The following is a 12,968-nucleotide window of genomic DNA, read 5'->3' on the forward strand; positions in this document are numbered from 1 at the left end:
GGGCTGGGAGGGGTGTGGTGTTTTTTTTTGGGTTCTTTTTAATGGCGCCCCCTTGTCGGGGTTTGGTTGTGGACATTTGCGTGGATGACGGAGCAGCGCGCCCCAGCCGGGGGCCACCGGCGGGCCCGCGCGCAGTGGAAGGGGCAGCGGGCCCCGGGGGCCCGCACGGTCGGTCAGAACTGGCCGCGGCGCGCCCCGGGCCGGACGGGCGAGGCCTGCTCGGTGCTCTCTGACCTCCCCGCCTACATCGCCGGCCCAGGCCGTGGGATCACATGCCCGGGGTGCGGGCGCGGAGCTGGTAGTGGAGGTCGTCGAGGCGGCCCGCGCCGCGGCTGCTGCGGTTCTTGATGCCGCGGCGGATCTCGTCGAGGACCGGCGTGCCGCGTTCGTCGCCGCGCAGGGCCAGGGCGACGGCGGCTTCGAGGCGGGCATCGAAGTGGGGGTCGGTGAGGTGGGCCACCAGCACGCCACGCAGGGCAGGGGTGTCGACGGGGGAGCGGGTGAGGGCGTAGAGCGCGCTGGTCCGGGTGACGGCGGCGGGGTCGTCAGCCAGGCGCAGGAGAGCGGCGAGGGCGTCGGGGCCCTCGGCCAGGAGGGCGGGGAACGCCAGGGCGACGCAGTGGCGGACCCCCGGGTCGGGGTGGTCGGCGTGGGCCAGGACGGCCGGGAGCTCCTCCCGGGAGCAGTAGCCGGTGAAGGCCGCGACGACGGTGCGCAGGGCGTACGAGTCCTGCTCGGTATCCAGCCGGGGCCGGAGGAACTCGGCGGCCTCCCGGGCGAACGGCTGCTCGTCGGGGGTGTCGGGGTTGAAGCCGAAGCCGAGGAAGTTGATCGCGTCGAGCGCGAAGCGCCGGCGGTCGAGCGAGCCGGCCTCCCCGGCGCCCTCGGCCACCGCACGGGCCCAGTCGAACCTCTCCCGGCTCTCCGGCTCGGCAATCCGGCACAGCGACGCGAACCAGTCGTCGTGCTCGGGGTCGGCATGGACCAGGGCGCGGGCCATCAGCTCGTCCGGCGTGCGGTGGACGCCGAGCTTCGCCTCCAGGTCGGTGATGACCGCCCGGTGGGCCGGAGGCGGCACGGACCCGGCACCGGCCCCGGACTCCAGGGCCGCCCGTGCCACCCGCAGCGCGCGGCGGTGCCAACTGTCGGCGCGCAGCGGGTCGCGGTCGGGGGACAGCAGCGCGTTCAGGACCCAGTAGGCGCCGTTCTCGGCGGCCCAGGTCACCGGGTCGACGCCGCCGGCCCAGGGGCGGGTCGGGTCGACGTCCCACACGACCAGGCGGTCGACGACTTCGTGGCGCCCGGCGTACGCGGCGGCGGCCAGCAGGGTGACGCCGTCGTCGCCGGTGAGTTCGTCGTTCGCCACGTCCTCCAGGAACTCGAAGACCGTGGTGTCGTCGCCGCGCTCGACGGCGGCCAGCAGGAAAGGCAGATCCACCGACCGATCATGCCCGCCGCCCGAACGCCGGGGCGAACGGTTTTCCACCCCCACATCCCCGCGCTGCTCAACGAGGCCGCCACCACGCTCGGTCCTCCTCACCTCACAACCCCGCCCGGCCACCCGCGAACCGCCGCCCCGCCACACCGCCGATAGGTCACATTTTGCGGTCCCTGACCGGGTAGAGCTTCGCGTGGAGCACCCGGTCCTCCCACCACGGATCGTCCGGAGCCGGGCCAGGCCGTTGTCACGGTCTTCACGCGGAACAGCTCACGGTAGGCGGTGAACTTCGCCGCCACCCGCTCGATGGCCATGGTCGAGCGGTCGACCTCCACCATGAGGACCGGCACGCCGATCTCCGGGGCCTGCCACACGCCGTCGGGGCGCACCTTGCGCTTCCCGCCGAGCAGCGGGAACTCGGTCTCCGTCGACCAGGACCGCACCGTGCCGACACCGCCCGCGGCCCCGGGCGCGCTGCCGCCGAGGACGAACGCGAGCACGGTCTCGTTGACCGCCATCGCATGCTGGGCACCGGAGCGGCCAGCACCCCGCGCCGTCGAACCGCGCGAGCGCCCAGACGGTTCGTCCCAACACCCGTTTGGCGCTCCCTGGCAAGGGGACGGATGTTGGTGTCGTAAGGCGATAGCACTCACCAAGGGATGCAGGAGGCATCATGCGCGACCTGCTCTACCTGTCAGAGAGCAAGATGCGGGCGCTGGTCCCCCAATTACCTGGAAGCCTGCGAAAACGTGTGGGTGTCGAGACGGGATTCAACGTCGGGGTTGCAACGGTCAAGGCAACGTTGCCGGGCGAGCCACAGCGATCGTCAGTCTCACTGCTGGACGCCACGGTGAAGATGATTGAGAAGACGAAAGGCGTTCGGCAGCGGGCCGACAGGACCCTCCGCGCCGGCGACTGGATCAAGTTCGAAGACGAGTTTCGCTTCGGTGACGCGGCCACGGCGCCATATCGAGACAGGGACCCAGACTCCGCCCATGCACTCGCCGGACTGGTCTATTTCGCCACCACCCACGCTGAACCGCCGTTCGTACTCGTGGGTTCCTCCGTGCACGTCCTCGATCGCTGGCAGTCAGGACAGGCGCCGGAACAGCGGGTGGGCTGGTTCTACCTGGAAGCGGTCATCGCCTACGCCCGTCACCTCGCCGAACTGCCCGACGAGGCCGCAACCGGCGAGTTCGCTCCACCAGTCGGCATCGACGACGGACTCGCCTATGGGCTCTGGGTTCTCTGCCGAACTGCGCAGTTCGGGAACCACGGACATGATCAGTGGGCATCCGAGCCGATGCGGTTGAGCGGGCACGCCCGGGTCCTGGCAGTGATACCCACTCCTGGCGGACCTCCCGGCGTGCTTGCGACCCCACTGTATGTTGAGCATGCCGAACGGCACTCACACAGCAGGCGGCGTCTGCTGCCTCGCCGGACTCCTCCCGGACATTGACCGCGCTGAGCTCGGTCGGGGCAGCCGGCCACGCCTGGGGCGGGGCCTGCTCGCCGCGCAGTGCGAGGGCCGCGGTGCGGGTGCGCTCCAGCCAGCTCATGACCTGGCGCAGCGTGGCGGGTTCGAGGTGGTGGGTGAGGTCTCGGACGGCCTGGTGGTCATCGTCGGTGAGCGCGTAGAGGCCGGCGCGCTCCAGGGCGGTGTAGAGGGGCTGGGCAGCGGTGCCGGCGACCGGTTCGGCCGATCGCCAGGAGTCAGCCCGTCGCGTTCTCCAGCCGTCCGATGACCGCGCGCAGTGCCCCTGCCCGGTCGCTGTCCTGGGGAAGCTGCGGAAGGGCAGCCCGTAGACGTTGCAGCGTCGCGAGCCGCACGTTCCCCGGCCCGGCGGCATCAACGATCGAACCGGTCGCGTGGAAGGCCCAGTACTGATTGAAAGGCAACGATTCGGAGCAGGCCGCGTCCACAAGAGCGGGCAAGAACTCCTCCGTGGGAAGAGCGTAGAGCCGGGCGTAGGCCGCCAGCCGGGTGCCGCCGTCGTCGGCGCCGAGGGCCGAGGCGATGTCGAAGTCGGGCAGTTGCGGAGTGAGTCTGGCCAGCTCGGCGAAGATCTGCTCCTGGCGGTAGGTCCGTGCAGGGCCCGAGGGCTCATCGCGCCGGAGGGCTGTGTACTCGCGGACGAGGCGGTCGACGGATAGTCCGGGTTCGGGACTTCTGGTGCCTTCGCTGGTGGCTACCAGAGCGACCCGCGCCTGGCGGCTGGCGTCGCCCACTGCCAGTCGTGCCTCGGCGGCCTGCTGCTCGACTGCTTCCACGCGCTCTTGCAGGTGCCGGTACTGGAGCTTGGCACCACCGGGCAGTTCGATGCTCTCGAACAGGTCACCCAGCCACGGTATGACGGCAATCGCGGCCAGAACCAACGTGGCCCCGTCGATCTTCATGTCTGGGCGGACGGTGTGCACGACACCGAGCGCTACCGCTCCAAGGGAGATCAACGAGGCGACCAGCCGCTTCCGTCGCCCCTCGCCCGCACGTTCCCGGCCCTCAGGGCCCGCCTCTGTCATGGCCCCACTATCCCAAGGGCCGGACTACCGCCCGGTGGGTTTCTCCACTTCCCGCCGGGAATCTCTTGCTGGTGCAGGGGTTGGGTCGTCTGCTGCCCAGCCGGGTGGCTGGTCGCGCGACCGACCGCTGCGGTCCTTGAGCGGGTAGAGCTTGGCGTGCAGTACCCGTGCTTCCCACCACGGATCGTCCGGGGCGGACACCAGCGCGACCACCAGCTCCCGCTTGGACGCGACCGGCAGCAACAGCGGGCCCAAGTCCTTTGCCTCGCGGGCCTGCACGCACTTGGGGCACTCCAACCGGCCCTGGCCGGCCTTCTCGGCCCGATCGGCTTGCCACACTCGGGCTCAACTGGTGCCGCCCCGGGCGGGCCTGATAAAGGGAACCGGCCCTCCCCCGGTGAACGGCCCCCAGCGCAGGCCGGGCCGCTTCTGGGTCCGCTTGATCCCGGCCAGCGCCGCCCGCATCGAGGACTTGGTGCAGCACGGACCGACCGCGCCGATCCGGCACCCACTCGAGACGGCGGCCGACGGCCATGCGGCTGGGGAGAGCTGTAGACGCCGGGGCGGGAACGGCGAAGGGGCGGACCAAGCGGCCCGCCCAGATCCGAGTGTGCCGGTTCAGGCGCTACTCGGCGTTGACGGCAGTGGGCTGCGCTTCCTGCGTGCCGAGCGGGAGGTTGTGGGCGGCCTTGGTGGTGCGAGCGCCGTCGATGGCTTCCTCAACGTAGGTGGCGCCGGCGTCGCTGGGGTACTGGCCGGTGACGTAGTGGTCGGTGTTGAAGCCGATGGTGGCCCGGGGACCGAGGGTCTCCCCGTTCGCGCGGATGGGGACGATCTCGTGGTGCTCCATCCACAGGCACGCGGAGCTGTGCGGGGGAACCATCAGGCCGCGGGTCTTGGTCTCCTCGCGCATGGCCGCCACGCCGGTGCGGCGTTCGTAGCCGAGCTCGACGGTGGCGGACACGGAGGTCTGGACGGTGGTGGGGGCACCCGTGCCGAAGGGCTTGGAGCCGGCCTCGACGCCGACCTCCATGCCGACGGTGATGCCGGTGCTCTCGCTGAACGCCTCGCTGCTCTCGGCGGTCACCCCGCTGGTGACGGACTCCAACTCGGGCTGCGGCTCGGAGCCGTTGCGGTTGTCGCGGTGGATGATCAGCTCGTAGTGGCGCTTGCGGCGGATCTTGTAGAAGGGCGAGTTCTCCACCTTCCACGGCTCCGGCCGGCCCTGGTCGTCGACGAGGAAGTAGGGGACGGTGACCGTCCGGTCGGAGACGGCCGTCTGGACCGGCGGGCGGTCGTGGGAGGTCATAACGGGGATCTCGGGCCCGTCCCGCTTCTCGATGACTGCCGGGAGGCCCAGCACCCAGGTGGTGGGGGTCGGCGCGGGAATGCCCGGGGAGGTGACCGCGGTGAAGTTGCCGCAGTTCAGGTAAAGGTGCTCCTCCAGGTCTCCGTCAGGGTAGGGCGGCACGACCACCGAGACCAGCCGCAGGCCGCCATGCTCGACCAGCGTGTGGCCGCACTCGCCCTCGCGGACATAGGAGCGGCCGTTGTGGGTCTTCTTGACGCACGCCGTCTCACGCACGTAGTCGGGGTACTGCTCGGGGCTGACGTCGAAGCGGAAGACCGTGTCGCCGAGGGCCACGTAGCTGTCCGGGGCGATCGGACGCCACACCGCCCACCGGAAGCCGTCCCCGGACGGAAGCTCCGCGATCCGCTCCCACCGCACCGGCGGGCGCAGCAGCGTCTTGTCAGCGGAGAGGTCCCGCAGCTGCAGGATCCCGGCCTGTCCGCTCTGCTTGATCGGACCGATCTTGTGCCCGCTGGACAGGGCCCCGTCAGAGGCCCTCCAGACGGTCCAGGCGTTCTGGGCCAGTCCGTTGTCGGGGTTTCCCCACATGTTGAACAGGTCGGTGGTGAAGCGGAGTTCCAGGTCCCCGTACCGCTGTGCTGTACTCACTAACGCTCCCTCAGGATCCCGGGCCGGGACGGTCGCCGGCTCGTCCGGAGCCGTTCCTCCGACCAGTACGCACACAGAGAGTACCCTTCCCGCCACCTTAAGTAGCGGAAGGTTGCGGGCCGTAGTCGAGACAGAAGGCAGGCAGGTGCGCGAGACGTCGCCTTCCGGCGTCCAGCGCCCCGTCCGATGCGGACATCCACACCTGGACCAGCCACGCCGACCACCGGTTGCAGGCGAACCACCCCGGGATGATCGACCGCGCGTGACAGGCACGGGCGGCTGGAGCGGCGTTCGGGTGATCGGTGACGGCTGATCAGCGAGCCTGGACGCCGGGTTCCGACACGCGACCTGCCTGGCCGACCCCTCCTGCCGCCGACCAACTCGCGGACAACTTCGTGGCCGGCCTCACCGCGGCGCACCACCACCTGCACCTGGGGCACCGCCACGCGCAGCTTCTCCTCCACCTTCCACCGGCCATCGCCGCCGGCAGCGGCCTCGACCAGCAATGAGTGGGCGCGCAACGCATCGACTGCCCGCTGGCAGTCCTCCCGCAGGTGCTGCCGGCGAGCGGGCCTTGCCGGTGTCGGTGGTGGGGCGGTGGGTGCAGGTGACGGCAAGGACGGCCAGGCATGCCTCGGCGAGGATGCGGGTGGCCCGCTCGCGGGCCCGGGCGGCCCGGGCGGCAGCCTGCTTCTGCGCCTGGCGCAGGTGGCGATGCTGGTGCTGTCGGCGGGGGCGCCGCGGTCGGCCACCGTGGCGGCGGACGCCGACCTGACCCGGGCCGAGGAGGGGGCGGGGGTCTGAGGCAGGCGGAGCTGTTCGAGTGGCGTTCGAGTCGTCGGACGTTACGCCGCCTCGGGCCCGGGGACGGTGATCCCACCGGGCTCCCCGGCGACCCCCCACGCACAGAGAGGCACCGAAGCCTCATGAGCATCACCCGACGAACCGCCCGCGCCCTGGTGGTGGCCGCTACCGCGGCCGCACTGGCCGGCCCCGCCGCCACGGCCACCGCAGTCACCACAGGGCCCGTCCCCGAGTACGCCTGCGTCAACCTCAGGGCGGACACCAGCCCCGTCGGCCGCTGGGACGGCTTCGGCAGCTGCGAAATCGTCCACGGCAACCTGCCTGAGCACGGGCCCGTACACGGAGAGTTCAGGATTCGACAGAAGTTCGGCGAGGCCGTCGTCCTGTGCGACTTCGTCGCGCCCGCTTCCGGCTTCGCCGACCTGCCGTTCCACGTCGAAGGCCGGCACTGCCACCTCCTCGACACATAGCCCCGCAGCTCCGACTTCGAGCCCGCCTTCCCACCGATCGAACCCGGCACGTCCAGCCCGGACGGCCGGGCCTTCGGTGCCCTCGTTCCCAGCGGCGACGAACCCGCCGACGCCCAATCCGCCGTCCGCGCCCTCACCGCCACGCTCACCCGCACCAGCCACGACACCTGCCCCCGCCCGGTCACGCCCCCGGTCCTTCGGCGGATAAAGCTTCGCGTGCAGCACCCGTGCCTCCCACCACGGATCATCCGGCACCGCCACCAGCTCCCGCCTGGTCGGCGCGGGCAGTACCAGCGGGCCCAAATCCTTGGCGGCGCGAGCCCGCACACACCCCGGGCACTCCAGCCGGTCCGAGCCGGCCTCCTGGCGCAACTCCAGCTCCGATCCCTCCTTCCCACCGATCGAACCCCGGCACGTCCAGCACGGGCACAGCGCGGCGTTCGCCGTGCGGGCGGCCTCCAGCTGCTCTTCGGCCTCCCGCTCCAGCCGCTCCTTCCGCTTCTGGTGGCAGGGCCAGCAGCGGCCGCCGGGACGGCGGGTCCACTGGCCGTGGAGCCCGTACTCCCAGGTGCTCTCCTGCTCGGGGAGTCGCCGCAGTCGACGCAGGCCAGGGCCTGCATCAGCTCGCGGTGAGCCTGGCGGGCCTTATTCTCGCGGGCCTTCTGGCGCTGGTCGTAGGCAGCGCGGTTGTCCGGGTTGTCCAGCGCCTCGATCAGGGAATGCCGTCCGTCGCGGCCGAAGCGCCACTACACGGGGCCGAGCGGGCCGTGCTCGGCCAGCAACTCCAGGGTGGTCGCGACGACCGGGACGGCGTCGTCGTAGACCCGCCAGCCGTCCCCGTCGTTATCGTCCCGGCGCACCGTGTACCGCTGCCCGATCCAGCACTCAGCCGACAGCTCAGCCACCGCCTCCTGCCGATTGGCCAGCGCGACCGGTCCGGCGTCGGTGACGACCAAGGCGACCGGCGGGTACCCGACGCGGGTGTGCCCGGGGTAGGCCCGGCGCCACCAGTGCACCGTCCGGTCGGCTGGCTCCTCGTCCGCGAGGGCCGGGTCGTTGCCGCGAACCTTCACGCGGAACAGCTCACGGTAGGCGGTGAACTTCGCGGCCACCCGCTCCGGCGCCATGGTGGAGCGGTCGACCTCCACCATCAGCACCGGCACCCCGATCTCCGCCGCCCGCCACACCGCGTCCGGGCGCACCTTGCGCCTGCCGCCGGGCAGCGGGAACTCGACCTCGGTCGCCCAGTCGGTCACGGTGCCCACCCCACCCGCGGCCCCGGACGCGGTGCCGCCGAGGACGAAGGCGAGCACGGTCTCGTTGACCGCCATCGCGTGCTGGGCACCGGAGCGCCCGGCGCCCCGCGCCGTTGAGCCCATGTCGGAACGGGGCAGGCCGAGCACCTGCCCGGCCGCGCCCTCCAGCCCGGCCGTACCCTCCAGCCGCCAGGTCTTGTGCCGGTCCTTCGTGTTGCCGTCGGAGGCCACCAGGCCGTGCAGCGCGAGATCGCCGAGCGCCTGCCGGATCGCCTTGTTCGACGCCGCCCCGGGGCGCAGCAGCCGCTGGAGCTGGTCGGCGGTGGCGACCTTGAGGACGCCGAGCGCGCCGAGGATGTCGCCGCGCAGGGCGTTGGTCGAGCCGTTCGGGTTCGCAGACCCGCGCCGGTACGCGGTCCGTCCCAGCCGGGACGGCTCGGCCGGTTCGACGGCGTCGGCCTGGTCGTCGTTGTCGTCGGGCTGGGCAAGGCTTCCTGGACCTCCTGAGGCAGCGCCGCATTGATCCCGCGACATTCCGCTGGACCTCGGAAGGCTGGCTTCACCGGTATGCAACCGGAGACAGCATCCCGTCCTGGTGGGCGCTGGACACTCTGGAGACCGAGCTGACCTACCGCGGTATCAACGACGCGGTCGACTTCATCGAGCCGCTACATGCTCTCGCAGACGCCGCACGAGCCGCCCGGGCACGAGAACGCCGTTGGGCGCGAGTGCTTTCAGGGGGATCTCCCTGACCCCTGTCGCACCAGGCCCGTCCCGATAGAGGGTCTGTTCCAGCACTGCCCTCGCGCTGGCACGGCTCCGACTCAGCAGCCGTCTGCCGGGCAGCAGGAACATGGGCGTGGGCGCAGTCAACGTCTTTGGTAGGACGCGCCGGTCATCGCCGGGGGCAGCACCGGGTCTTCCGCGGTGGTGTTGGGCCGCGGCGAGGACGGCGCCGATGGCCGGGTAGAGGTGGAGGTCGGCCGCGTCAGCCCTCGGCAGCCACACCACCGGTGCCTGGTCGGGGTCGTCCTGCTCGGCCTGGGCGACGGCCGCCGCCAGGTGGGCGGGCAGGTGGGCGGTGAAGACCAGGTGCCGGCGCCGGAACGGCACGCTCTCGCCCGGCCGCTCGGTCTCCTGGTCCTGGACGAAGCGGAGCACCGGCGGGTCGGGAAGCACGGCCAGGTCGAGGCCGAGCTCCTCGCGCGGCTCCCGGCGCAGCGCGTCGGCCGGGTCCTCGCCGTCCTCGGCCTCGACCACGCCGCCGGGCAGCGAGTGCGGGAGGCCGGCCTCCCGCTGGCGGCGGATCAGACACACCCGGCCGTCGTGGACCAGCACCGCGCACACCCGCACCCGGACCGGCCCGGTCACCGTGCTGGCGGTCACCGCCGGGCGCAGGCCGGGCAGGCCGGCTCGTGCCAGGTGGTGCGGACGACCACCCCGCCCGGGGTCAGGTGCTCGCTGGACCAGGTCCGGCAGCACCGGCGCTGCCCGGCCGGGCCGGGGCTAGTGCTCCGCGGAAGTTCGTTGAGGGGTGTTGATCAGGCTGCCTTGAGTGGGGTGGCGTCGTAGGTCCAGCGGTATGGCTTGGCGGTCTCGTTGTGCCCGATCACGTACGCTTCCAGCTTGTCGATCAGGTCGTCGCGGCTTGCGAAGTCGCCGTGCCGCAGGACCCGGCGGGTCAGGGCGGAGAAGAACAGCTCGACCTGGTTGAGCCAGGAAGCGTGCGGCGGGGTCCAGCGGACGTGCCAGCGCGGGTGCGCGGCCAGCCAGGTCTTGGTGTGCCTGGCGGTATGTGAGGAGCCATTGTCGAGCACGACGTGGATCTCCTTGTCGGGTGCGATCGCCCGGTCGAGCTGGTCCAGGAAGGTGGTGAAGGTCACCGCGTCGTTGCGGCAGATCACCTCGGTGAGTACTTCTCCGGTGCGGACGTCGAAAGCGGCGACAAGGGAGGCGGTGCCATGGCGCCGGTACTCGAACTCCTGGCGGGCAGGCTCGCCAGGGCGGGCCGGCCGCCCGGGATGGCGGCGCGAGCGGGCGGCGATCGCGGTCTTCTCGTCGATGGACAGGACGACCGCCCCCTCGGGCGGGTCGAGGTAGAGGACGCACACATCGGCGGCGCACTGCCAGAAGTCGGGGGTGTCCCGGCGGGTGAGCCAGCCGCGGACCTTATGCGGCTTCAGGTCCAGATCCGCCAGAATCCGGCCGACCTGGGAAGCGGAGACCGGCGCGAAGCACGTGCTGGCCACCTTCTGGGCGATGGCCCGGTGCGACCAGGTTGCTTCCGAATGCGGTGGCGCGCTGGTCGCGGTGGCCACGATCGCGACCCGCACTCCGGGCCCATACGATCTCGGCCGTCCCGACCGTCCGGCATCGCGCAGCCCGTCCATGCCCTGGGCCGCGAACCGCCCACGCCACTTGCGCGCCGTGTTCACGCTGACCTCCAGCTCCCGGGCGATGGCCCCGTTGGCGAGCCCGTCCACCGCCGCGAGCACGATCTTGGCCCGCAACACCGCCCGCACCTCAGACTTCGCCGAGGCCGCCGTCCGCACCAACCGTTCGCGGACGTCCGCCTCCAGCACCACCGCAACCGCCGTCCCCGCCCGCTGCCCACCCGTCACGGCCAACGATCATGGCGGGCCGGTGCCGCACCCGGCGGATGGGCCCGTGCCGAAGAACCCTCCGGAATCAATGCAGCACCATGGCCAACCGACACAATCCGTTGACCTGCGATGAAGAGCGGCATACATCGCGGTGGTTCCCCCGATCTCGGAGATCACTTCCTACGCCTCGTGAAGCCAGGGAACCAGCGGAAGGTGCTACCTGAGTACGAGGCGTGGCCGACGAGAAGCGGCAACCGGCTGCTGCTATTCGATGGGAGAGCCAGGCCGACCGCTGCCGCTCGACTTTCCGGGCGCCTCGTGCACCCGGAGTGTCCGCCCGTCGTCGACATCGTGCGCAGGGCGGTCGCTCCCGGCCACGAGGGGCAGGAAGGGGTTCGGTGATCACCCGACAAAGGCGGTGCGGGGAATGTCGGGTGACCGGGGCCGGTGTTGCCGCACGATGGGGGCATGGATGACACGACCTTGGTATCCCGTTTCCTCCGCGACGGCTTCGTGAAGTTGGAGGGCGCCGTAGCGCCGCGCGTGGCCGTGGACTGCGCGCGGCTTCTGTGGCGGGAGACGGGCTGCGACCCGGACGACCCGTCGACGTGGACGCAGCCCGTGCACTGGGTCGCCGGCATGGCGCAGGGACCGTTCGCCGCCGCACCCAACTCCCCGTCCCTGCAGCACGCGTACGACTTGCTCGTCGGTGCCGGACGCTGGGAGCCGCGCTACTCGCTGGGCACGTTCCCGCTGCGCTTCCCGCACGAGGAGGAGCCGGATGACGCGGGCTGGCACATCGAGGGGAGCTATCTGCCGGAGGGCGAGAGCTGGTACTTCACGAATCTGCGCTCCCGGGACCGGGCGCTGCTGATGTTGTTCCTGTTCAGCGAGGTCGGCGAGGAGGACGCCCCGACCCGGATCCGGGTCGGCTCACACCTCGACGTGCCGAAGGTGCTGGAGAAGTACGGGGAGGACGGGGCGAGCGGGCTGGCCCTCGCGCCCGATCTGGTGGCGGCGTCCGACCACCGGCCAGTCGCCCTCGCCACCGGGGCCCCGGGCGACGTCTTCCTGTGCCATCCGTTCCTGGTGCACGCGGCGCAACCGCACCACGGAGTGCGGCCGCGCTTCATGGCCCAGCCGCCGCTGATGCCGGCCGCGCCGTACGAACTGGAGCGGGCCGACGGCGCGTACTCACCCGTGGAGATCGCGATCCGCCGGGGCCTGGGACAGGACGCCCCCGGTCCGGACGGGGACGGGACCGGCCGCAGCGCCGGATAGACATGCGGATGGCCCCTCACGAAACCGTGAGGGGCCATCCGCGTCCCGCAATACCGAAACTGCGCCAGCGTCTAAGCCGCCATGGCCGCGAGCGCTGGCCGCAGGTGTACGCCATCGCAGTCCGCTTCCGCGCCGGATTTGCTTACGTCGCAGCCGAATTGCCCAGCGGGCACAGCCTCCCGCTGTGCCGCCCGCGTTTCACCGGCGTGCTGCACACCTTCGCGCTCTACCTGGCCAGCAGCGACAGCTACAAGGACAACATCCTGCCCAGCGGACTGCCCGCCGGCTCCCCCGAGGAAGCCCTGGACTGCGCGGGCGACCTCTACCTCAGCGGATCGGCCATCTGATCAACGCCCCTCCACGAACTTCCGCGGAGCAGCACTAGTGTCCTGCGCCAGAAATAGCGACTCTAGATATGTAGACTGTTTCCATGTCACGCAGAGGCCCCCGCGCAGTCGAGATCTCCCTCTCGGATGAGGAGCGCATCGAGTTGTCGCGCTGGGCGGGTGGTGCGGTGCGTTCCCGTCTGGGCGAGCGCGCACGGATCATCCTGGCTTGTGCGGACGGATCATCAAACGCTCAGGTCGCGGCCGATTTGGGCATCACCACGGCGACAGCGGGCAAGTGGCGGTCCCG

At 71.3% G+C, this 12,968-nt stretch carries 15 protein-coding genes; 7 read left to right on the forward strand and 8 right to left on the reverse strand.

The window, feature by feature from the left end:
* Window positions 1-268 precede the first annotated feature (268 nt).
* The gene (locus ACFQ87_RS34680; protein WP_380614884.1) at window positions 269-1,438 is read right to left on the reverse strand and encodes a HEAT repeat domain-containing protein; all 1,170 of its coding nucleotides are present in this window, start codon (window positions 1,436-1,438) and stop codon (window positions 269-271) included.
* Between the two features lie 98 nt (window positions 1,439-1,536).
* Window positions 1,537-2,091, reverse strand: a complete 555-nt coding sequence (locus ACFQ87_RS34685; protein ID WP_380614885.1) for a replication-relaxation family protein — start codon at window positions 2,089-2,091, stop codon at window positions 1,537-1,539.
* 20 nt (window positions 2,092-2,111) lie between these two features.
* Between ACFQ87_RS34685 and ACFQ87_RS34690 the strand changes: the two genes are divergently transcribed.
* On the forward strand, window positions 2,112-2,897 hold the full coding sequence (locus tag ACFQ87_RS34690; protein ID WP_380614886.1) for an SAVMC3_10250 family protein: 786 nt from the start codon (window positions 2,112-2,114) through the stop codon (window positions 2,895-2,897).
* Between the two features lie 254 nt (window positions 2,898-3,151).
* On the opposite strand, the gene ACFQ87_RS34695 is transcribed toward ACFQ87_RS34690, so the two are convergent.
* The 3 genes from ACFQ87_RS34695 to ACFQ87_RS34705 form a co-directional block, all read right to left on the reverse strand.
* A complete protein-coding gene (locus ACFQ87_RS34695) occupies window positions 3,152-3,835 on the reverse strand; it encodes a hypothetical protein (protein WP_380614887.1) in 684 nt (227 codons plus the stop codon).
* Window positions 3,836-3,982: 147 nt separating this feature from the next.
* The gene (locus ACFQ87_RS34700; RefSeq protein ID WP_380614888.1) at window positions 3,983-4,297 is read right to left on the reverse strand and encodes a hypothetical protein; all 315 of its coding nucleotides are present in this window, start codon (window positions 4,295-4,297) and stop codon (window positions 3,983-3,985) included.
* 286 nt (window positions 4,298-4,583) lie between these two features.
* On the reverse strand, window positions 4,584-5,918 hold the full coding sequence (locus ACFQ87_RS34705) for a hypothetical protein (RefSeq protein WP_380614889.1): 1,335 nt from the start codon (window positions 5,916-5,918) through the stop codon (window positions 4,584-4,586).
* A 302-nt stretch (window positions 5,919-6,220) separates the two neighbouring features.
* Here ACFQ87_RS34705 and ACFQ87_RS34710 point away from each other — a divergent pair, with 302 nt between their 5' ends.
* The 3 genes from ACFQ87_RS34710 to ACFQ87_RS34720 all read left to right on the forward strand — a co-directional run bounded on the left by ACFQ87_RS34710 (window position 6,221) and on the right by ACFQ87_RS34720 (window position 7,192).
* On the forward strand, window positions 6,221-6,427 hold the full coding sequence (locus ACFQ87_RS34710; RefSeq protein WP_380614890.1) for a hypothetical protein: 207 nt from the start codon (window positions 6,221-6,223) through the stop codon (window positions 6,425-6,427).
* Window positions 6,428-6,515: 88 nt separating this feature from the next.
* Window positions 6,516-6,722 (forward strand): hypothetical protein, encoded by a 207-nt coding sequence (locus ACFQ87_RS34715; RefSeq protein ID WP_380614891.1) that lies wholly within the window; start codon window positions 6,516-6,518, stop codon window positions 6,720-6,722.
* A gap of 122 nt (window positions 6,723-6,844) precedes the next feature.
* Complete coding sequence (locus ACFQ87_RS34720) at window positions 6,845-7,192, forward strand: hypothetical protein (RefSeq protein ID WP_380614892.1); 348 nt, start codon at window positions 6,845-6,847, stop codon at window positions 7,190-7,192.
* Between the two features lie 746 nt (window positions 7,193-7,938).
* Here ACFQ87_RS34720 and ACFQ87_RS34725 read toward each other — a convergent pair.
* The 3 genes from ACFQ87_RS34725 to ACFQ87_RS34735 all read right to left on the reverse strand — a co-directional run bounded on the left by ACFQ87_RS34725 (window position 7,939) and on the right by ACFQ87_RS34735 (window position 11,069).
* On the reverse strand, window positions 7,939-8,982 hold the full coding sequence (locus tag ACFQ87_RS34725) for a replication-relaxation family protein (RefSeq protein WP_380614894.1): 1,044 nt from the start codon (window positions 8,980-8,982) through the stop codon (window positions 7,939-7,941).
* Window positions 8,983-9,105: 123 nt separating this feature from the next.
* Window positions 9,106-9,834 carry an NUDIX domain-containing protein gene (locus tag ACFQ87_RS34730; protein ID WP_380614895.1) on the reverse strand — a complete coding sequence of 243 codons (729 nt, stop codon included), beginning with the start codon at window positions 9,832-9,834 and terminating at the stop codon, window positions 9,106-9,108.
* A 155-nt stretch (window positions 9,835-9,989) separates the two neighbouring features.
* A complete protein-coding gene (locus tag ACFQ87_RS34735) occupies window positions 9,990-11,069 on the reverse strand; it encodes an IS630 family transposase (protein WP_380614896.1) in 1,080 nt (359 codons plus the stop codon).
* A 450-nt stretch (window positions 11,070-11,519) separates the two neighbouring features.
* On the opposite strand from ACFQ87_RS34735, the gene ACFQ87_RS34740 reads away from it, so the two are divergent.
* From ACFQ87_RS34740 to ACFQ87_RS34750, 3 genes are all read left to right on the forward strand, one after another.
* Window positions 11,520-12,332, forward strand: a complete 813-nt coding sequence (locus tag ACFQ87_RS34740; protein WP_380614897.1) for a phytanoyl-CoA dioxygenase family protein — start codon at window positions 11,520-11,522, stop codon at window positions 12,330-12,332.
* Window positions 12,333-12,490: 158 nt separating this feature from the next.
* The gene (locus ACFQ87_RS34745) at window positions 12,491-12,679 is read left to right on the forward strand and encodes a hypothetical protein (RefSeq protein WP_380614898.1); all 189 of its coding nucleotides are present in this window, start codon (window positions 12,491-12,493) and stop codon (window positions 12,677-12,679) included.
* Between the two features lie 83 nt (window positions 12,680-12,762).
* Window positions 12,763-12,968 (forward strand): helix-turn-helix domain-containing protein (locus ACFQ87_RS34750; protein WP_380614899.1); only part of this gene is annotated, 206 nt, incomplete at its 3' end.

This window comes from Kitasatospora sp. NPDC056531 (genome assembly GCF_042794375.1).
In the GTDB taxonomy this organism is placed as follows: domain Bacteria; phylum Actinomycetota; class Actinomycetes; order Streptomycetales; family Streptomycetaceae; genus Kitasatospora.